The following is a 21,633-nucleotide window of genomic DNA, read 5'->3' as shown; positions in this document are numbered from 1 at the left end:
ATTTTTATCCACCTAGTTTGTCATTCTGTAAGAATCTCAATTATTAGAAATAAATTCTTCGCTTAGATTCCTTCAGAATGACAAAAGTGATGTTGTTTTTCACATTAAATAAACCCCTTAATAATTGTAGTCAAACCCATAATTTCTTCTTCTGTATTGAAGCTGTGAAGGCAGATTCTCAGTCTTTCTGTTCCTTGTTTTACAGTCGGACTAAAAACAGCATAGGTTAAAAATCCTTCCTGTGATAAAGTTTCCTGCAAATCTTTTAACCGATGATTATCCGAAACTAAAACTGCCTGAATCGGACTATTTTCCGAAGACGGTGTTTTTATATTTTGTTGATGAAAAACTTTGATGTTTTGCTGTAAACTGGAAGATTCATTTTCATTTGTTTTTAAAAATTCATATCCTGTTCTTATACTTCTCCACTGAACATCCTGAGCTGCAGTTGTGTAAATAAATGGTGATGCAAAATTCACAAGATAAGATTTGATAACCTCATCACATAAAATTGCTGCGCCATGTGAACCGAGCGCTTTCCCGTAAGTAATAACAGTTGCCAAAACCTTCGTTTGCAATTGGTATTTTTCAACCAAACCATATCCGAAAACCCCAAAAGAATGAGCCTCATCTATAATCAAAAAAGCATTGTATTTTTTAACAATTTCTGCAATCTCCTCAATCGGGGCAAAATCTCCGTCCATCGAGTAGAGACTTTCTATCGCAACGTAACAATTCCCGTTTTGTCTTTTTAAAATTCTTTCTAAATCACCAACATCATTATGCTTAAATTTTAATTTTCTGGCATGCGACATTTTACAGGCATCATGTACGGAACGGTGGATTTTTTCATCAACAATAATCGTATCATGACGATTCGGAAGCGTAGAAAACAGAGCTAAATTAGCATTGTATCCAGAAGAAAAAAGCAGCGCAGATTCGTTTTGATGTTCTTTAGAAATAAAGCTTTCTGTTTCGACAACCTCTGTACTGTTTCCACTAATCAATCTCGAACCGGTACTTCCTGAAAGCAAATGAGAATTATCATTAATTTGTTTTAATAATAAATTCTGTAACTCTTTATTTCTTGCCAATCCCAAATAATCGTTAGAGTAAAAATCCACACCTTCAGATTGAGGTTTTAATATTCTTAAAGTTTGATCTGCTTTTCTTTTATCCAGAGCCTCCTGAAAATAATGAAGATGATTAAGCATAATCCGGTTTCACCACTTCCTTAGTTATCGCATTAACCCAATCGATATGCAAATCTTTTTCAATTTCTATAATTTTCTCTGCGTGTGGTTTCCAGTTCTCAGAAAACTCATCCAATTGATGGACCATTTCCTCCAAATGCCCTTCTTCTTCCAATATAATAGATTTCACCATTACTTTTGAATTAGTTTTGGTAAGAACTTCCTGATATACAGGATATAGTTCATCGGCGCGAACTTCAATTGCATACGTCACGAAAAGATAAGCCGCATATTTTAGTTCTTCTTTTGTCAAATCGAAATGAGTATGAAGATATTTGCAAGCTTTCACATCCAAAGCGTGAAGATATTGTCGCGTTGCGATTGGTGCTAAAAGCTCGTTACCTTCATAAGTTTTACACCATTCTGCATTGATTTTTCCAATCTGTTTTTTGAGGTAATACGCGTGTCGATGCTCTTCACAAGCATGTTTCAACTGTATTAAACTTACTTTTGTGGGATGTTCGCAAGCAGAAATTTTTCTTGCTCCCGCATTTTCCATAAAAGACAGCGTATTGAGCCATTTTGCATGAGAATTATTATCTCTAACGATTTTATCAATAAGATTATAAAATTCCATTACTATTTATTTTGTGCCAAAAGTAGTATATTGCCGGATGGTTAGATAGTGCCAGTTTAAACATCATGAATAGTCCGGTTGAGTTTCCTTATGAGAGTTTTATTTTAATTAATAGAAAATCAGAAATTTCTATTTATATGCAAATCTCTAATCAATTAATCAATGCGATACAAAGAGGTGTTCTTCCTTTTGGCATAAAACTTCCTGGCACGAGAGCTTTAAGCATTATTTTGAATGTTCATAGAAATACAATTGTTGCTGCTTATGACGAATTGTTTGCACAAGGCTGGGTAGAAAGCCTTCCTAATAAAGGAACTTTTGTGATTGGAAAAAATCAGGAAAAACCATTTCAAATTAAAGATTTTGAGAAGAACAACCTTGAACATTATCCCAAATCAACAGGTTTTTCATTTAAAACTTCAAATATTTTAGACAACCCGTTTGAATATTCTAATTGTGAATATATTTTCAATGACGGCGTTCCTGATATTCGTTTAACGCAAATTGACCATCATTCCAGAATTTACAGTTCAATTTTGAAAAGAAAAGCTCATAAAATAGGACAATACAATCAGGATGGAAGTGAATTTTTCAAAAAAAATCTATCAGAGTTTTTAAATCTATCACGAGGCTTACCTATTTCAAAAAATAACCTTTTGATCACACGCAGTACAGAAATGAGTATTTATATTGTCTCTGAAATTTTGTTAGCTGAAGGTGATATCGTCTTAGTCGGAGAATTAAGCTATTTCTCTGTCAATATGATTTTTCAAAAAGCCGGAGTAAAAATTCAACCTATTTCGATTGATGAGGAAGGAATTAATGTGGAAGAAGTGAGAGAAGCATGTAAAAAACAGAAAATAAGAATGCTTTACCTTACGCCGCATCACCACTATCCTACTACCGTCACTTTGAGCGCAAAAAGAAGGTTAGAGTTACTCAATCTTGCGAATGAATATGGTTTTATCATTCTTGAGGATGATTACGATTATGATTTTCATTATGATAAAAGTCCTATTCTTCCTTTGGCAAGCGCAGACACCAACGGAATGGTTATTTATATCGGATCTTTTGGGAAATCTTTGGTTCCCGGTTTCCGAACAGGATTCATTGTTGCACCGGAAAATCTGATGATTGAAATGCGAAAATATTTAGGGATTATAGACCGGCAAGGCGACGTTCTGATGGAGCACGTTTTGGGAGAAATGATCGCTGAAGGAGAAATCAACCGTTATTTAAAAAAATCATTAAAAATTTATCAGGAAAGAAGAGATTATTTCGTTTCTCTTTTAGAACAAAACTTAGGAAAATACATCGATTTTCAAAAACCTTCAGGAGGTTTGGCGGTGTGGATGAAGTGGAAAATCCCCGTAAATCTAATGCAGCTCAGTAGAAACTGTGCCCAAAACAATCTTTTCATTCCCAAAACCCTGCTTTACCAGAATAAGAATCTTACAGCAATGCGGTTGGGTTTTGGAAATTTGAATCTGAATGAAATGGATAAAAGCATTGAAATTTTATCTGAAAACATCAAATTATTGTCCTGATTTTTTAAAATTCAGACTTCAGAATTTTCAATAATTCTACTTGTTGATTGACATCATTTTTGCTGCTTATTAAATTATAATTCGCCTGAAGCCAGTTATTTCTTACCACAAAAAACGTATAAGCATCCATTAAACCTTCTTTATATTTTTCTTCAGATTTTTGAAAAGACAATTTTTGGTTTTCAAAATTCAGTTCCAAAAGGCTGTATTTTTCCTGTGCATTCAGAAACTGAGCTTTTATGGAATTGATAGATTTGGTTAAATCATTAATGATTAAATCTTTGCTGTAATTGGAATTAATAACATTTAGTTTTGCTATTTCTACGTTATTTTTAATCTGAAATTTATTAAAAATTGGAATATTCAGTCCAAAAGAAATCGACTGATTTTTATTCTGGCTAAACTGATCAGAAAAACTGGTGTTGGAAAGAGCATTGCTGCCTAAAGATTTATTGTAAAAAGTAGACCAACTGTAGTTTCCATTAAGTGTTGGCAAATAGGCAGATTTTTCAATATCTATATTTTTTTCCTGTGCGCTGATTTCTGCAATCACAGTTTTATAAGCAGGATTATTTTCTATTAATTTATTGGTAAAATCAGCGGTATTAAAATCTTCCTGAACTAAAGATCCATTGTCATCCATCACAAAATCTATAGAATCTTGTGTTATATTCAGTGCATTCAGAAGATTTATTTTTGCCAGATCACGCTGATTTTTTGCCGAAACCCATTGTTCCTGCAAAGTTCCCAAGTTGGCTTTGATATCATAAACATCACTTTTTGAACGGCTTCCTATTTCCACTTCTTTTTCGGTACGCTTGATCTGTTCTTCAATTCCTGCGATCTGCGTTTCTAAAACCTCCAACCAGCTTTTACTGTTTTGATAGGTGAAAAAATTCTGAATTACATTAAACTTCACTTCATTCTGAGCTTGTTTAAACCTATATGTGCTTGTATTTTTATTGAGTTTCGATAATGAAATGTTCAAATAATTCCTCCAGTTAAACAATTCAATATTTGCTTGAGCAATCACCTGATCGTATTGTGTATTAAGCGTTTCCCGCTGATTACTCGACTGATTGATTGACGAGCCCAAACTATAGCTGTGATTTACACCCGCATTCACAGATGGAAGCAACATCCCTTTTGAAGCAGCAATTTGTCGGTCATTTTTCTGAATATTGACGGTTGCCTGTTTTACCAGCGGATGATTTATCGAAGCGTAATCTAGACATTCTTTAAGCGTCCAACCCTGTTGGGCCGGGAAAAGATTGATGATGAATATGAAGAATAGTTTTTTCATAATTGGTTCTTAGTTATTAGTTGATAGGTGATGGTCTTATTGATAAAATTTCTATCAACTAATAACCAACAACTATCAACCAATTTTATTCGTATTTCAGATATTTTACAAGATTCACTTTTGTGGCTTGATACGCCTTAATACTCACCACTGCGAAAGTTAAAATCAATAATAAAATCATACTCAGAATGAATGGTAAAACCGGCATATCAATTCGGTACGCGAAATCTTTCAGCCACTCATTCATCAGATAATAACTGATCGGAATGCTTACAAGAACCGCTATAAAAGTAATCCAGAGAAATTGTTTCGTTAACCCTACGATCAAAGTTCCATCTGATGCACCTAACGTTTTTTTGATCGCTACATCTTTTAATTTTTGCTCGATCATTAATGAAGACAAGGCGAATAATCCTAATAATGCTACCATCAAAACCATTGCATTAAGAATCGTGAAAAGGGTTTGCTGTTTCTGATACGTTTCAAAGGTTTTTGCAAATTGCTTATCAATAAAATAAGAGTTGAATGGGTAACCCTGTTCTATATTATTTTGCCAATAAGTTTTCAATCTGTTTACAGTTCCATCGATATCGTCTGCTTTTAATTTTAATTGAATATTACCTACATTATATCGTTTCCAAGTAGTTTCTCGGTAATGGAAAAATATCATAGGCTCTACTTCGCTCTTCAAGCTTCTAATGTTGAAATCTTTTGTAATTCCTACAATATGATAAGGTTTATTATCAAATCCCGGTCTGACTTCTCTTTTCATTGCCTGCTCATCTGTCCAGCCGAACTTTCTTAAAAAAGCTTCATTTACCAAGGCATTATTAATAGTATCTGAGGACAATTTTGGATCAAGCCAACGTCCTTTAAGCAATTTAACCCCCATAAACTGAGGATAATTATAATCCATAGAACCGTGACGAGCCTGAATACTTGTATTCAGATAATCCATATTAGAACTACTCTGACTATTGGTTCCGGGAGGCGCTTCTGCAAAAGAAATACTTTCTACACCAGGAATTTTTGCCATTTCCGTTCTCAGTCTTTCATATTTCAGCCACGGCTTTCCGTTGTTATCTTCATTAAAATTGATTTGAAAAATCTGCTTTCCATTGAAACCTAAATCTTTGTTCATCATATGTTTTACCTGCTGATTGACAATCAATCCGCCGATAATGAAAAAGGATGAAATAATCAATTGTAAAGTCAAAATTCCGTTTCTTAACCAAACGCCGTTTTTACTTCTTGCAAAGTTTCCTTTTAAGGTTTCTATCGCTTTGAAATTCGATAAATATAAAGCCGGAATAAGCCCGGAAACCACAGTAACCAAAGCTACCATCAAGAATGAATAGAAGTAAACGCGCCAATCGTTCATCACAATTTCTTTGTTATAAAACTTATTGAGGCTTGGCAAAAGAAGTTCCGTTAAAGCCAAAGACAAAAGATATGAAGCAAAACAGATTAAAAAAGTTTCCATTAAAAATTGAAGCACAAGACTAGATTTTGTACTTCCAATCGCTTTTCTTACTCCGATTTCTTTTGCTCTTTGAGAAGCTTGTGCTGTTTTTAGATTGATAAAATTGATGGCTGATAAAATCACAATTAAAACTGACAGTGTAAACAAAATCATTAGTGATTTGAAATCGGGTTTCCCGAACCAAGTAGATTCTGAATGCAGTTTTATTTTATCAAGTGGCGTAAGCAACGAATCAGTGGGTCCATATGTATCAATGAATTGCTGAGGTGTTACTCCTGCACCTTTAGAGTTTATTTTGGCACGCAACATAATGATATCCAGAAATTTCTTCTCAAAACTCCTCGGGTCTGCTCCTTTTTTCAACATAAAAAAGCAACCATAATTGAAATTACCCCAAGATTCTTTATCGTTTTTCAACTGTTCTGCAGGTTTGAAAATAAAATCCGGTTTCATTTGGCTGTTTTCCTTTGGCAACTCGTAAACTGCCGTAACGATGTAATCTGTAGTATTAATTTTAATCGTTTCGCCGGCAACTTCAGTTTTTCCGAAAAGATTTTTTGCCACCACATTAGAAATAGCAATATTATTATCATTTTTAAAAACATCATTATAGCTTCCAGCCACTAATTTGAATGGAAACAGGTTGAAAAAATTCTCCGACGCAGCAAGCCCACCTTCCTGATAAGCTGTCTTATTTTTTGTGGTCATCTTATAAGCGATATCAGAACCACTCATTAAAACATAATCCTGAACTTCAGAGATTTGCTTCAAAGCATTTTCAGCTAAGGGAATAGAAATAGCAGCCCCATAAATATTATCTTTTTTGTAATACGTCTGAAAATAATAAATATCATCCTTCTTAGGATTCCATTTTTCGAAAGATTCTTCATCATTCCAATGCATGAGGATGAGCATAAATCCTGTAAGCCCAATCGTCAATCCAAACAAATTGATAATTGTGGAAAGCCAATTTTTTTTATAATTGATGAAGGCAATTTTGAGCCAGTTTTGTAGCATAATTGTTGATTTTGGGTTGATTGTTGTTAGTTGATTGTTGTTAGTTTTGAGAATTCCCATCAACTAACAACCGACAACCATCAATTAGATTTTTACTCAAAGTTTTTAGCATCTGCTTTTTCGAAAACATCTTTTCGTTGAGAAGAATGTTCTTCAGAAAAAATCTCACCGTCTTTCATATTCACGATTCTTGATGCATAACCAGCGTCGTAAGAAGAGTGTGTTACCATCGCAATTGTAGAGCCTTCTCTGTGAAGTTCTGCTAAAAGATTCATCACTTCATTTCCGTTGGAACTGTCGAGATTTCCTGTTGGCTCATCGGCAAGAATCAGTTTTGGTTTTGTAACTAAGGCTCTCGCAACGGCTGCTCTTTGTTGCTGACCTCCGGAAAGTTGCTGTGGATAATGTTTTGCTCTGTGCGCAATATTGATTTTCTCCATTATTTCTTCCACTCTTTTTTTTCTTTCTGAGGAAGAAACACCATTGTAAATTAAAGGCAATTCGATATTTTCATAAACCGTTAATTCATCGATCAGATTAAAATTTTGGAAGATAAAACCAATATTTTTCTTTCTGATCTCTGATTTTTTCTTTTCAGAGGTTCCGATTGTTTCAGTCGATTCAAACTGATAAGAACCGGCAGAAGCGCTGTCTAAAAGGCCAAGAATATTGAGAAAGGTTGATTTTCCACAACCTGAAGGCCCCATTATCGCTACAAATTCTCCTTCTTTAATGTTTAAACTTACATTATTAAGCGCATTGGTTTGTACATCTTCTGTTTTATATGTTTTAGAAAGGTTTTGAATATTTATCATTTTAAATTAGTTTTATTTTTAATTATTCCGAATTTTTTATTTTTAAAGTCAATCACAATCGTTTTATCTAAAAAGAAGACATTTCCAATAATTCCGTCAATTCCATGTTGTTCGAAGGAGAAATAATCTTCGTCTGTAAACCAGAATTCTTTGGTATTGAATGATGATTTTCCTATGATAATTTCTTTATTGGCTTCTATAGCTTTAACAATTAATGGATTATTAAAATTTCTGATATTAAAGTTTTCGATAATCTTAGATGAATCAATTAAATTTTGGAAATTCTTTTTGTAAGAAACAATCGGAAAAATGCTTGCCCCATTATCATATTGAAAATGATAAACTTTACCATCAATCTTCAAAGGAATAATTGGTTTATTATTAATGATTTTAATGTAAACAAAGTCTATCCTTCTAGAGGATTTCAGCTTCTCACTTACCGTTGCTTTTTTATTAGGAAAGTCAATAATTAAATATTTATTTTGAAATAGATCAGCTCCTACAACGCCACAAGCTTCTTCCTGATTGAAGTTCAAAAGTCCGTGAAGTTTATAATTTTCTACTTTTAGTTTTCCAACACTAAAATTCTGGTTGTCAATGGTGAAAACTTGATGACCAGCAGCTTCCATTGGATGGTCTGTTTTCTTATTCTTGATCAATTCAGTATTTTCAAAGCATTTATCATAGATTAAAGTCATATTTGCTCCAAGATCAAATTGAAACCGATACGTTTTGTTCTCAATAGTAAAAGGTACGCTCATCGCGATTTTTTCAACCATTTTTCCATTGATTGAGTCTTTTTCCCATTTAAAATCAATGCTTTGCCCTTTAAAAACAGTGAATGTAAAAAAACTGAGAATAAAGATGAATATGAGTAATAGAAATTTCAACATTCTTTTTAGATATTTATTAAACAGTATTTGACAATTATTTTGTCTTAAATTTTATTACGGTTTGCTTTAAAGGATACCCTTCTTTAGACTTAAATTTATTATCAGTCAATACAAACTCATATTCTGTATTTGGTTTCATATCAGTCAAGAGCTTTATTCCTTTATGATCATTTACAAAACCTTCATTTTTTACCAACGGAAAATGCTCTTTTCCTGAGCTTCCCAATTTGATAGAAGATCCTTCTGCCATTTCTTTGTCAAAATTGACTGTAATTTCCTTAATCGAAGGATTTACATCATTTTTATTCCAGATATCAGGAGAAATAGATACGACTTTAGGCTGATTCTTCTCATAATCGCTGATAAAGGTTATCAATTTTGGAGTTAATTGATTATAACAAGAAATAATTTCCGGATAAAAACTCTCTAACGTCGGATATTTTTTTCTGTTACTTTCATATCTCCCCAACAATTCCACTAAATCTTTTATCCATAAAAATTTGTTTTTTTCCTGGATGGAAATTTCTTCATCAATCTCTTTTTGCGAATATTTATTATCCATCATATAACGAACAACGCAAGCTCTTACCAAACTTTCATTAATCATGATTTCCCAATTGGTGTATGCTTGAGATTCCATTTCTTCTTTTACTAATTCAAAAATAATCTTGGCCGAATTTTCTAATTTGGATTTGTTATCGCCAATCTCCAAAATATAATTGATAAACGAATGGTTGAACTCATGGATTAGTAAAGGCTGAAACTCGTTTTTATCAAACTCTGCGTTTCCATCCTTATCAAAAGATGACATTCCTACAACAGCATTTACAATTTCTTGCTGTTTTTCGGGATGAACTTTAATTCCATAATTTCCACCACCATTTCCATAGCCTAAAATAATTTTGTAATGTTCACTGGCTTTTTTGCCATAAAATTTAGAATACCAATCTTGATTAAAATCAGACAGAATAGTTGTCTGATATTCGTCTTCTGCTTTTTTATAATCTCCAATATGATTGTTAAAAAAGTCCTGAAAATTTGTGTTTTTGTAAAACTGATTCAACAAAGAAATAAATTGTTTTTTATCTACTTTTTCCCATCTTTTATCCAAAGAATTTACTTTTTCTTTTATCTGGCTAAATTTTCCATTCTTAAAAGATAAATGAAGCGCCATCGACATCACAGCATCATTTACCAAACCGTTTTTATTTCTATTTTCCTTAATAAATTCAATAATTCCTGAGTTTTTATAGGCATTAAAATAAGTATTGATATCTGCTGCATATTTTTTATTGTAATCACTGCTATATTCTTTCGCTCCTGCCAATCGAAAAACAGTACTTACAATTTCCACTCTTTCATCTACTTTAGGAGTTAATTTTTCCTGCGAAAAGTTTAAAATTGAAACCAAAGGAATACTTACCATCCAAAGTTTTTTAATCAAAATCATGCTTATTTTATTTTTTTATATCTAATATTTCGTATTTCTTCAATTCAGAATAATCTGAAGTAATAACGGTTTCCCCAACTTTCAATCCTGAAACAACTTCGTAATACATTGGGTTTTCTCTGCCCAAACTGATATCTCGTTTTTCTGCTTTATTATTTTTCAGAACGAAAATCCATTTTCCATTAGTGTCTTTATAAAAATTTCCTTTCGGAATCATCAGACTTTGTGTATCAGCAGACAATTTCAGCTTCACTCCGAAAGTCATCCCAATTTTTAAATTTTCAATTTTTACATCGATAAAATTAAGTTCCACAGAAAACTGTCCGTCTTTTACTTCTGGAAGAATTTTTGAGATAATTACTTCATACTGTTTAGCATTGCTTTCCAGACTTCCTTTAATTCCGACTTGAAGTTTGTTGATATAGTATTCATCCACTTTTGCAATCAATTTATAACCGCCCATCAAATCTATTTTTCCGATGCTTTCACCCGTTGTCAAATTCTGTCCAAGCGAAATATTAAATGAAGACAATCTTCCAGAAACCGGCGCCATAATTAAAAAATTATTTTTATTAGAACGCAAAATATCCAAACTTTTTTCCATTTGATTGATGGAATTGTTAATGGCTCCAAACTGAGAGTTTCTGGATATTTTTTCATTGGCACTTCCTTTTTCTACGATTTGCTTTCTTTGTTTTTGATAATTAAGATTTTGTGAAGCCATATCATAATCGGTTTTCTTTCCGATTTCTGCATCGTACAATCTTTTCTGAAGATTATAAGCCTGCAAAGCCGTATTGTAATCATTCTGAGACTGCAACAGTTCTTTATCCTGATTGAATTCCTGGTTTTTCAATTCTAAAAGCGAGCTTCTCATTTGGCTGATTTGCTGCATAATTCCGGTTTCCTGATTCAAGTAATTAAATTCTGTATTCGGATTATAAACTCTCGCAATAGATTGTCCTTTTGTTAACATTTGTCCATCTTCTGCAAAAATTTCTTTCACAGCGCCACCTTCCAAAACATTCACCAAAGAAGAATTAAGAGATTGCGTTTGTGCCGTTACCATCAACATATCTTCGAATTTTCCTTTCGTCACCTCATCCGTCGTGACATCTTCTAACTTTACATTAAATGTTTTTTTCTGATTGAGAAAATACCATCCAAAAACCAAAACCGCTAAAGCAGAAACCATGATGATTAATATTAATTTTAGTTTAGAATTCTTTTTTACTATTTTCGTATCCATATTTGAGATAACTATTTTACTTACAGATAATTAGTCAATTCAAATGCCAGAGATTTATAATTTTATAACTCCTTGAAAATGTGATTAAATATATTTTAATTAATTTTAAGACTGTTCATTATCGAACACTTTTTGTGCGAAAACGGACACGATAATTATTAATGATGAATTATTAATGATAAATGATAGTTTCATTCGACAAAATTTACAAATGATGGATATAAAATATGGCTAAAAAAATAAAAAATACAGAATCTCCCGATAATCAAATAGCATTTTCAAACGAAAAACTATTTGTTGATTTATCCCAATTAATTGAACAAAGTCGCCATCAAGTGGCGATGCAAGCCAACAGTACGCTGACCATTTTGTTTTGGCAGGTTGGAAAACGTATCAATGATGACATCCTCCAAAATCAACGTGCAGAATACGGAAAGCAAATTGTGTCAACAGTGTCGGCGCAATTGGAAACTTTATATGGTCGGAATTTTGCTGAAAAAAATGTACGAAGAATGATGCAATTTGCAGAACATTTTTCCGATTTTCCAATTGTCGTTACACTGTCACGACAATTGACGTGGTCTCATTTTTTGATTTTAATTCCTTTAAAATCAGTCGAAGCCAAACAATTTTACGCGCAATTAGCAATCAATGATACACTTGGCGTGAGAGAACTTCGCAAACAAATTGCCAGCAAAGCTTTTGAAAGAACAGAAATTGCCAATCTACAATCATCACAGAACGAAAACTTTCCAATAAATACATTCAAAGATCCCTATTTATTAGATTTCCTTGGCTTGCAAAATGATTATTTAGAAAAAGACATCGAGACAGCCATTCTTCACGAGCTGGAAAAATTCATTTTAGAATTAGGGAAAGGATTTGCTTTTGTAGAACGCCAAAAAAGAATGATTATCGACGGAGAAGATTTTTATCTTGACCTTTTATTTTATCATCGTTCACTCAAAAGATTGGGGGCAATCGAATTAAAATTAGGAAAATTTCAAGCCAAATATAAAGGCCAAATGGAATTATATTTGAAATGGCTCAACAAAAATGAGCGTCAAGAAGGCGAAGAAACTCCAATTGGATTAATACTTTGTGCAGAAAGCAGTAAGGAACAGGTAGAATTATTGGAAATGCACAAAGATGGAATTATGGTTGCTGAATATTGGACCGAATTACCATCAAAAAAAAGAACTGGAAAGAAAATTACATTTAGCCTTAATCGAAGCAAAAGAACGTTTCGAACGTAAAAAATTGCTGTAATTCTTATTTATTATTAAATTCAAAAAATGCGAAAAAAAGAAGCTCATATTTTAATTGTAGATGACGACGAAGATATTTTATTTTCGGCAAGGGTCTGGCTTAAGAAATTTTTCACGGAAGTGAGCTGTCTCAGTCAGCCGAAAAGTATTTTGAAATTTTTAACCGAGCAACAGGTGGATGCTGTTCTTCTCGATATGAATTTCAGGAAAGGTTTTGAAAGCGGAAAAGACGGTTTGTATTGGATGCAGGAAATTAAAACTTTAGAACCGCAACTTCCAATCATTCTCATGACTGCTTATGGCGAAGTAGAATTAGCTGTTGAAGCCTTAAAAAACGGTGCCTCTGATTTTATTCTGAAACCTTGGAATAACGAAAAGCTGTACGCTTCTGTAAATTTGGCTGTTGACATTTCCCGAAAAAATAAAAAACTCAATCAATGGGAAAATGTGAGCATCAAGACCAATCAATATCAACTGGAAACTCATTCTCAGCCGATGAAAGAAGTGATGAATCAGATTGAAAAAGTTTCTGCAACCGATGCTAATGTTTTACTTTTGGGAGAAAACGGAACCGGAAAATATGTTTTAGCGGAACACATTCACGAACTATCTGAAAGAAAAAATCAACCTTTTGTACATATCGATTTGGGAAGCCTTTCCGAAAATCTATTTGAAGCCGAATTATTTGGTTATAAAAAAGGAGCTTTTACAGATGCTAATCAGGATTATTCCGGAAAGATTGAAAATGCTCAAAACGGAACGGTTTTTCTTGACGAGATTGGGAATCTTCCGCTTCATCTTCAAACCAAATTATTAAGCTTGATTCAAAACAGAAAATTGTCAAGAATTGGGGAAAGTAAGGAGAGATTATTAGATGTAAGGTTTATTTTTGCCACCAATGAAAATCTTAAAAAAGCAGTTTCTGAAAATCGATTTAGGAAAGATTTGTATTACAGAATCAATACGGTTGAATTAAATATTCCAAGTCTGAGAGAGCGTTTGGAAGATATTCCTCATTTAGCCAACTACTTTCTGGAAAAATATAAGCAAAAATATCATAAACCATATTTGATTTTGAATGATGCTTTAATTTTAGAATTAACCCATTATTCTTGGCCTGGAAACATACGCGAACTCGACCATTGTATCGAAAGAAGTGTAATTCTTTCCAACGAAAAAAATCTCAAATTATTAATGCCTCAAGATGAAGAATCTGAAAATACAATCATCAATCTGAACATCGAAGAAATGGAAGAGATTCTCATCAAAAAAGCATTAAAAAAACACCGTGGAAATATTTCTTCAGCAGCGGAAGATTTGGGATTATCGAGAGCTGCGTTGTATAGACGAATGGAGAAATTTGAATTATGATTTGGTTCTTAGCTGATAGTAATTGGTTGATAGATTTTAAACACTTCGACTCCACTTAGTGTGACAACTCTAAATGTTATTCTGAGAGTTCCGAAGGAACGATTTAATAAAGGATAGGATAAAATCCTATCAATGAACATTGAAAAAATAATGAAAAAACAACAGTTTTTTTGGTTACTATTTATTCTGCTTGCGATTGTCAGCGGAATTTTTGCGTTCGATTTTTATTCTCAAAACAGGTGGATTAATTGTATCCTTTTTTCTTTAATTGGCATTTGTTGTATAATTTTGGCTCAAAATTCGGCTTTATCTTACATCCAAAAAACAGAAAAGTTGCTTTTGGCAATTCAGAAAAAAGATTTCTCTTTGTTTCCTGAAACCGATGAAAACACTTTGTTAGAAAATGCTGTAAAGCTCTATTATCAAAGCAAAGAAGAGCATCTTTCGCATTCTTCTTACAAACTTTTGTATGAAGAAATTTTGAATCAGCTGGAAATTGGATTGATGATTCTTTCCGAAGAAAATAATGAATGGGAAGTTTTTTATGTGAACCCTGTTTTTCTGGAAATTCTGGAAATCCCAAAATACAATCACTGGAATCTTTATGAAAATAAAACACCCAATTTTTATAAAATTATTGAACAATCAAACTATGAAAACTCTCAGGAATTTTTCGATATTTCAATTAATGAAAATACGAAACAGTCGTTTTCTCTCAGAACCAAGAAAGTGCAAAATGTAAAAAACCGTTTCTGTATCATCAGCTTAGAATCTGTTCAGAAAATTATTGAGCAAAAAGAAAAACTGGCGTGGAATAATCTGATGAAAGTCATTTCTCATGAATTACTCAATACTTTAACGCCGGTTAACAGTTTGATTCAAAACCTTGAATACATTGCCAATCAAGAATTTATCGAAAAAGAAGACCAGCAAGACATGAAGGAAAGCCTGATGATTATCAACAACAAATCTAAACAATTACTGAATTTTGTGGATGATTACAGACAGGTTGCAGAGCTTCCGAAACCAATTTGCAAAACGATTTCGTTGACTCATATTGTAGAATCTGCGCTTAATTTTCTGAAACCGGAATTTGAAAAAAACAATATTACCATCATCAATTCATTAGAGAATCAGATGGTTTTTGCAGATCAAAAAATGATTGAACGGTGTCTGATTAATCTCTACCTGAATGCAATTTTTGCGGTTTCTAATACTCAAGAAAGAATCATCAAAACAGAAATTAAAATCCTTAACAAACGTATTATTCTGAGCGTAGAAGACAGCGGAATCGGAATTCAGAAGGAAATTCAGGATAAGATTTTTCTTCCGTTTTTTACAACAAGAAACGAAGGTTCAGGAATTGGATTGACACTCAGCAAAAGTATTATCGAGGCGCATAAAGGTTATCTTAATTATAAATCATTAGAACAAGGAAGCCGTTTTGAAATTTGGTTTGTAAGCTAAGAGCCTTATTAAATCGGTTAAAAAATGTGATTATTTTTATGAATAAATCAGATTTTAATTTTATTGAAAATTTATAAAAATTGGTATTTTATTTGCTTTTCTTTATTTATTGTAATAATCTGCAAGAAATTTCTAAGAGTAAAATGGATTAAAAAAAACACGTTAATAACACGTATTCATTCTCTTGCTATTTGTTCAATTTTTAATTTCAATTAAAATATCTTTTTGAATTATGATGAAATTATTTTTAAATATTTATGAATAGTCAGTTTATTTTTTATTTAAAATTAAATTTCAAACAAAATACAAGAGCTAAAACAAAAGCCATAAAACGCTTTAAATAAATAAATTACAACTAAAATTATAAACAAATTCTATTTAATGATAGGGTTTATATATTCATAATACTAAAATTAAAAATAATCAATATATAAAAAGCTAAAATAAAACACCTACATCATAAACTAAAAAAAACTAATTTATAAGTTACAATACATTATCTAAATGAAGATGAAAAAGATTATAATAGCCAAAAAACAAAACTAAATTTCAAAATCATTTTCTTTTGTGATATATTACGATTTGCATAATAATTCGTTAAAAGCAAATTAAAAAAAAACATTATTTTTGCCTTATAAAAGAAATAGTGTTTAATAATTCTATCTGTAAAGTAGCGTTACCAACCAAAATATTAAACTTACAATAACATGAAAAAAATAATTTTACTCCTTACCCTGTTCTCTGGAATATCCGCATTTTCACAAATAAAGGTTCTTAAAAATGAAACACTAATAGAAATCGGAAAAGATAATTCTGTTGGTTTATATAAAAAGGATAATAAATTCACTTTTAATTATCAGGATATTAACACCAGTAATCTTAACACTTTCAGATCGTTTTCATTTCATGATATGAATGGTGATGTACAAGAGCTTTATAAAATGATTACTGATGGTTTTATCGATCAGCCAACTGGGAACATTTCTTTAGAACTTCCCAACGATATTATTGAGCTGCAGTATGAGAAAAACTACGGGCAACCTACTGTTCAGATTATTCAATACATCAATAAGAATAAAAAATATGTAGGAAAATCTCAATTTTTAAACAAAAAACAGATTGATAAGATTTTTGGTATAGGAACCCCAAAAGCAGCACTTTATAAAACAGTTGTAAAACAGACTCCGGTAAATCCTGTAAATAATACCGTACAAAACTCAGTTAATAGCACACAAAATTACACTGCACCCGCAACAAAAACGCCGGTAAAACCTACGAAAAAAAGAAAATAAATTTCATTTTTCACAATATATATCAACTCATTCTTCCCGAATGAGTTTTTTATTTCTATTTTTGTGAAAATATCTCATTGTACTATGTCGCTTCAGGTAATTAATCTAACAAAGAAATTTGGCGAGCAGACTGCTCTAAACAACATCAACATCACCATTGATAAAAATGAAATCATTGGCCTTTTGGGTCCTAACGGAGCTGGAAAATCTACGTTAATGAAATCTATTGTCGGTGCATTGAAAATTGATGAGGGCGAGATTATCTTTAACGGAATAAATATTTCAGATTTTGAGATTGAAAGCAAAAAAAACATCGGATTTCTTCCCGAAAACAATCCGCTTTACTTGGAAATGTATGTGAAAGAATATTTGCAATTTGTTGCGAACATTCATAAGATTTCTGAAGCAAGGGTTGATGAGGTGATAGAATTAGTCGGAATTACCCCTGAAAAGTCCAAAAAAATCAGTCAGCTTTCTAAAGGATATAAGCAGAGAGTTGGTTTGGCGCAGGCAATTATTCATCAACCAGATTTATTGATATTAGATGAGCCAACGAACGGTTTAGATCCGAATCAGATTCTTGAAATCAGAAATGTAATCAAAGAAATCGGTAAAGAAAAAACTGTTTTACTTTCTACACATATTATGCAGGAAGTTGAAGCGCTTTGCACACGCGTGATCCTTATTCACAAAGGAAACATTCTTCAGGATTGTAATATTGAAGAGTTTAAAGGGAAATTTAATAGTTTGGAAGAAGCTTTTGCGAGTTATACGCAGGGTCTTAAGGTTGAAATTGAGACTGAGGATTATTTTTTTTAAAATAATAAAATGGATCTAAAATCTTATTTTTTTTTAATTTTATTATATTTTTTTTCTTCAAAAAATATTTTTAATGCTCAAATAACTAAGCAAGAAATAATTGAAGAAGTCGATTTTATTAATAGTAAGACTTCTGCTGATGAGGAATATTTTCATACATTTCAACAAGGTCATTCTCCTGATGAGGAACAAGTAATTTTAACTGATGAAATTCAAAATGATAAAGAAAAACCAATACCGATCGTTTTAAAACATTATTGGTATTTATATGATAATAACTTCGCTAAAACAACAATCTATCTAAAAAATTCTATTCCCATTTATATTATTAAAGAGAAAAAAGCTACTTTAAATTATAGCGATTCTACAGAAAGAAAAGAAGTTTTAATCTCTCATACTAAATTTTATATCTATAATTGGGAAAAATGGGTGTATGAAAAGGAAATTATAAATGATGGCAGATTTTTACTTGAAAATAGTATAGAGAAAAAAGAAATAGAAAATATTATCATTGCAAATCAAAAGAAATAGTTTTTAATATTTCAGTTGGCTTTAAATTTGATTCCCATTTCATAATTTAAAACAAATAAAAATGATTAAGAAATTATTATTAGGAACTTTATGTATTGCTCAGTTTTCTCTGATTTCTGCACATGATTTAAATCCCACTCCCAAAAAAGATAATGGAACCGCTTATTTTCAAAATGTTCCGAAAACGATTATTATTAAGACCAAAAAGTTCAAAGTAAGAATTGATAAACAGCCGAATGGCAATTACCTGTATCAATCTTGGGGCGCCAACACAAAAATTACGGCAAAACCGAGTATGATCATCAGTAATGGCGAATTAATTCCTGATGGATCGGGTGGAAATTATTATTTTGAATTTAACAATAACGGAACACTGTATCAGGTTTGGAGAAACTACCTTACCGCTTCAGCCAAAAAAGCTCCTTATACATTAGTTGTCATCGATGGAAACGGCGAAACTTTGGTAAGGCAGGATGCGCAAATAGTTAAAAATTAATTTTAAATACAATCTAAAAATAATTCCTAATTTCACAATTAGGAATTGTTTATTTAAATCAACACATGGAATTTACTTTAAAAGCAAATTTAATCGATATAGTCGCTAAAGATATTTATTCGGCAGAAGTTATTATTTCACACAATAAAATAGCTTCGATAAAAAGAATCAACGAATCTTTGAGCACCTATATTTTACCCGGATTTATCGATGCTCATGTACATATTGAAAGCAGTATGCTCATACCGTCAGAATTTGCACGAATTGCCGTAAAACATGGTACTGTAGGAACAATTTCGGATCCGCATGAGATTGCCAATGTTTTGGGAATCGCTGGTGTAAATTATATGATCGACAATGCTCGACAAGTTCCTTTTCATTTTTATTTTGGCGCTCCTTCGTGTGTTCCTGCTACAAATTTTGAAACGGCGGGAGCGGTAATAGACTCTAATGATATTAACGAATTATTGAGCAGAAAGGAAATTGTTTATTTGGCTGAAATGATGAATTTTCCGGGCGTCATTTACAAAGATGAAGAAGTTTTAAAGAAAATAGAATTCGCCAAAAAACACAACAAACCTATCGATGGACACGCTCCAGGATTGATGGGCGAAACCATGAAAAATTATTTCAACGCCGGAATATCTACAGATCATGAGTGTTTTGGTTATGATGAAGCGCTTGAAAAACTAAAACATGGGGTGAAAATCATGATAAGAGAAGGAAGTGCCGCGAAAAATTTTGATACGTTGATTCCCTTGTTAAAAGACTTTCCAGAGCAAATCATGTTTTGTTGTGATGACAAACATCCTGATAACTTGATTGAATCTCATATCAACGACCATGTAAAACGTGCATTAAAAGAAGGTCATGATCTATACAACGTTCTTCGTGCAGCTTCTTACAATGTGATTAAGCATTACAATCTACCGATTGGTTTATTGCAAATTGGGGATAACGCAGATTTTATTGAAATTAATAATATCGAAGATTTTAATATTTTGAAGACATATATCGATGGAGATTTGGTTTACGAAAATGGTACTTCTTTTATCCAACCCGTTAAATCGGATATTATTAATAATTTCCATTGTAATTTAAAACAACCTTCTGATTTTAAGATCAAAAGTGAGGGTGAAAAAATTCGCATCATAGAAACCTTAGACGGACAACTCATCACTCATGAAATCCATTCAAACACATTAAATATCAATGGATATGCTGAATCAAATACGGATGAAGATATCCTGAAAATTGCTGTAGTTAACCGTTATAATGATGCTCCGGTTGCCGTTGCATTTATTAAAAATTTCAGGTTAAAAGACGGTGCTATCGCATCATGTGTTGCTCACGATTGTCATAATATTGTGGTCGTAGGAACCAATGATACTGATATTTGTAAAGCTGTAAATGCTATAATTAAAGCTAAAGGAGGAATTTCTTTGGCAACAAAAACTGAAGAAATGGTTTTGGAATTGCCCATTGCTGGAATTATGACCAATCTTCCTGCTGAACAGGTCGCAGAATCTTATATTAAATTAGACAGACGTGCGAAAGAATTAGGAAGCAAACTGAGGGCTCCCTACATGAGCTTGTCTTTCATGGCTCTTTTAGTAATCCCAGAATTAAAACTCAGTGACAAAGGATTATTTAATGGTAAAAGTTTTGAATTTACAGATGTTTTTATTTAAAATAGTTGATAGTTGATAGTTGATAGTTGATAGTTGATAGTTGATAGTTGATAGTTGATAGTGTAAAATTAAATGTTTTAGTAGGTAATGAATTATTTTTAAAACTTATATAGAATTTAATTTTTAATTTTTGGAAAATAATTGCTTTCCGAAAAGCTTTCTTTGGCTGCCCGATAACCAATATTGAATATTTGCTCTAGACGATCTTTTCTCCGTTCAAAAGTTCCGTAGCTTGATAGATCCTGAGACGAGATCAACCAGTCGCAATGCTCAAATTTCACCTTTTCGATGCGGTATGAAAGCAAATCATACGACCGCGAGACAATCGACTTTATCGTCTTTAAATCATCTATTTTAATATCGTGAGGCGGCGAAACAAATACGCCAATCAGTTTATCACAGTCAGCGCGGATAATATCTGCTGGAAAATTATTCAAAACACCTCCGTCACAGAACATTTCTTCGCCTAAAATATAAGGTGTTGTAATGCCCGGAATTGAGCATGAGGCAATAATAGCATCAGTTATTAAAAAATCATTATCAAAAATTTTCTCAGTTCCGCCAACCAATTCAGTGGCAACGATTTTTACTTCTTTGTCAAGGTCACCAATCTTCATATCATTGAAAATCGGCTTCAGATAAGTATTAAAGATCACCGAAGAAACCAAGCCAGGCTGATTAAATGTAAAATGTTTCCAATTAAAAAAATATATTGATTGAAAGAAATCTAAAATTTCCTCAGGCTTTTTCCCGATTGCATAAAGGCATCCCACTATAGAACCAGCGCTGCAACAAGCCAGAATATCTACATCAATATTCTGTTCGTTCAAGAACTTTAATACTCCTGCATGAGCGATTCCTTTGGTACCACCGCCTGATAAAACCAATCCTGTTTTTTCAAAATTCATTAAATAAATGTAAGAAAAACATCTTTAAACATTACATTTAAGGAATCTAAATATTTTGTTAATTATTTAAAACAAAAAACCACAGACAAGATCTGTGGTTTAATTTTATAAGTAGTGTAATCTTCCCCAAAAACAGGAACATTTAAAAATATAGTTTTTAAATTTGGAAGACTATGAAAAACAGTAAATTTTCAGAAGTTCAG

The 21,633-nt window shown here is 32.1% G+C and carries 18 protein-coding genes; 9 read left to right on the top strand and 9 right to left on the bottom strand.

Annotated features, from left to right (window positions below; all coding sequences use genetic code 11):
• Window positions 1-104: 104 nt before the first annotated feature.
• On the bottom strand, window positions 105-1,214 hold the full coding sequence (locus AB671_RS12400) for an aminotransferase class I/II-fold pyridoxal phosphate-dependent enzyme (RefSeq protein ID WP_066678524.1): 1,110 nt from the start codon (window positions 1,212-1,214) through the stop codon (window positions 105-107).
• Window positions 1,207-1,830: a hypothetical protein gene (locus AB671_RS12395; protein ID WP_066678525.1), complete on the bottom strand. Its 624-nt coding sequence runs from the start codon at window positions 1,828-1,830 to the stop codon at window positions 1,207-1,209. The genes AB671_RS12400 and AB671_RS12395 overlap by 8 nt, the downstream gene beginning before the upstream one ends.
• 65 nt (window positions 1,831-1,895) lie before the next feature.
• Between AB671_RS12395 and AB671_RS12390 the strand changes: the two genes are divergently transcribed.
• The gene (locus AB671_RS12390) at window positions 1,896-3,377 is read left to right on the top strand and encodes a PLP-dependent aminotransferase family protein (RefSeq protein ID WP_066678526.1); all 1,482 of its coding nucleotides are present in this window, start codon (window positions 1,896-1,898) and stop codon (window positions 3,375-3,377) included.
• A gap of 4 nt (window positions 3,378-3,381) precedes the next feature.
• On the opposite strand, the gene AB671_RS12385 is transcribed toward AB671_RS12390, so the two are convergent.
• The 6 genes from AB671_RS12385 to AB671_RS12360 form a co-directional block, all read right to left on the bottom strand.
• Window positions 3,382-4,680 carry a TolC family protein gene (locus AB671_RS12385; protein WP_066678527.1) on the bottom strand — a complete coding sequence of 433 codons (1,299 nt, stop codon included), beginning with the start codon at window positions 4,678-4,680 and terminating at the stop codon, window positions 3,382-3,384.
• 85 nt (window positions 4,681-4,765) lie between these two features.
• The gene (locus AB671_RS12380; protein ID WP_066678537.1) at window positions 4,766-7,180 is read right to left on the bottom strand and encodes an ABC transporter permease; all 2,415 of its coding nucleotides are present in this window, start codon (window positions 7,178-7,180) and stop codon (window positions 4,766-4,768) included.
• Window positions 7,181-7,272: 92 nt separating this feature from the next.
• Complete coding sequence (locus AB671_RS12375; RefSeq protein WP_066678528.1) at window positions 7,273-7,995, bottom strand: ABC transporter ATP-binding protein; 723 nt, start codon at window positions 7,993-7,995, stop codon at window positions 7,273-7,275.
• Window positions 7,992-8,774: a hypothetical protein gene (locus AB671_RS12370; protein WP_157444205.1), complete on the bottom strand. Its 783-nt coding sequence runs from the start codon at window positions 8,772-8,774 to the stop codon at window positions 7,992-7,994. Before AB671_RS12370 ends, AB671_RS12375 begins: the two co-directional genes overlap by 4 nt.
• A 148-nt stretch (window positions 8,775-8,922) precedes the next feature.
• Window positions 8,923-10,338 carry a DUF4932 domain-containing protein gene (locus AB671_RS12365; protein ID WP_066678532.1) on the bottom strand — a complete coding sequence of 472 codons (1,416 nt, stop codon included), beginning with the start codon at window positions 10,336-10,338 and terminating at the stop codon, window positions 8,923-8,925.
• Window positions 10,339-10,345: 7 nt separating this feature from the next.
• Window positions 10,346-11,587 carry an efflux RND transporter periplasmic adaptor subunit gene (locus AB671_RS12360; RefSeq protein WP_066678535.1) on the bottom strand — a complete coding sequence of 414 codons (1,242 nt, stop codon included), beginning with the start codon at window positions 11,585-11,587 and terminating at the stop codon, window positions 10,346-10,348.
• A gap of 227 nt (window positions 11,588-11,814) precedes the next feature.
• On the opposite strand from AB671_RS12360, the gene AB671_RS12355 reads away from it, so the two are divergent.
• The 8 genes from AB671_RS12355 to ade all read left to right on the top strand — a co-directional run bounded on the left by AB671_RS12355 (window position 11,815) and on the right by ade (window position 20,522).
• Entirely contained in the window at window positions 11,815-12,843 is a 1,029-nt protein-coding gene (locus AB671_RS12355) for a YhcG family protein (RefSeq protein ID WP_082987300.1), read from the top strand.
• Between the two features lie 39 nt (window positions 12,844-12,882).
• Window positions 12,883-14,226, top strand: coding sequence for a sigma-54-dependent transcriptional regulator (locus tag AB671_RS12350; RefSeq protein WP_066678536.1), 1,344 nt, complete (start codon window positions 12,883-12,885; stop codon window positions 14,224-14,226).
• 288 nt (window positions 14,227-14,514) lie between these two features.
• Window positions 14,515-15,693 carry a sensor histidine kinase gene (locus AB671_RS12345; RefSeq protein WP_228391040.1) on the top strand — a complete coding sequence of 393 codons (1,179 nt, stop codon included), beginning with the start codon at window positions 14,515-14,517 and terminating at the stop codon, window positions 15,691-15,693.
• 707 nt (window positions 15,694-16,400) lie between these two features.
• Complete coding sequence (locus AB671_RS12340; RefSeq protein ID WP_066679768.1) at window positions 16,401-16,985, top strand: hypothetical protein; 585 nt, start codon at window positions 16,401-16,403, stop codon at window positions 16,983-16,985.
• 84 nt (window positions 16,986-17,069) lie between these two features.
• Window positions 17,070-17,804: an ABC transporter ATP-binding protein gene (locus AB671_RS12335; protein ID WP_066679769.1), complete on the top strand. Its 735-nt coding sequence runs from the start codon at window positions 17,070-17,072 to the stop codon at window positions 17,802-17,804.
• Window positions 17,805-17,813: 9 nt separating this feature from the next.
• The gene (locus AB671_RS12330; protein WP_066679770.1) at window positions 17,814-18,335 is read left to right on the top strand and encodes a hypothetical protein; all 522 of its coding nucleotides are present in this window, start codon (window positions 17,814-17,816) and stop codon (window positions 18,333-18,335) included.
• Between the two features lie 61 nt (window positions 18,336-18,396).
• Window positions 18,397-18,831 (top strand): hypothetical protein, encoded by a 435-nt coding sequence (locus AB671_RS12325; protein ID WP_066679771.1) that lies wholly within the window; start codon window positions 18,397-18,399, stop codon window positions 18,829-18,831.
• A gap of 65 nt (window positions 18,832-18,896) precedes the next feature.
• Window positions 18,897-20,522, top strand: coding sequence for an adenine deaminase (gene ade / locus AB671_RS12320; RefSeq protein ID WP_066679772.1), 1,626 nt, complete (start codon window positions 18,897-18,899; stop codon window positions 20,520-20,522).
• Window positions 20,523-20,638: 116 nt separating this feature from the next.
• On the opposite strand, the gene AB671_RS12315 is transcribed toward ade, so the two are convergent.
• The gene (locus tag AB671_RS12315) at window positions 20,639-21,430 is read right to left on the bottom strand and encodes a patatin-like phospholipase family protein (RefSeq protein ID WP_066679773.1); all 792 of its coding nucleotides are present in this window, start codon (window positions 21,428-21,430) and stop codon (window positions 20,639-20,641) included.
• Window positions 21,431-21,633 lie beyond the last annotated feature (203 nt).

Origin of the sequence: Chryseobacterium sp. BGARF1 (assembly GCF_001677955.1) — a bacterium.
Taxonomy (GTDB): Bacteria; Bacteroidota; Bacteroidia; order Flavobacteriales; family Weeksellaceae; genus Chryseobacterium.
This window is presented reverse-complemented; position numbering and strand designations above follow the sequence as displayed.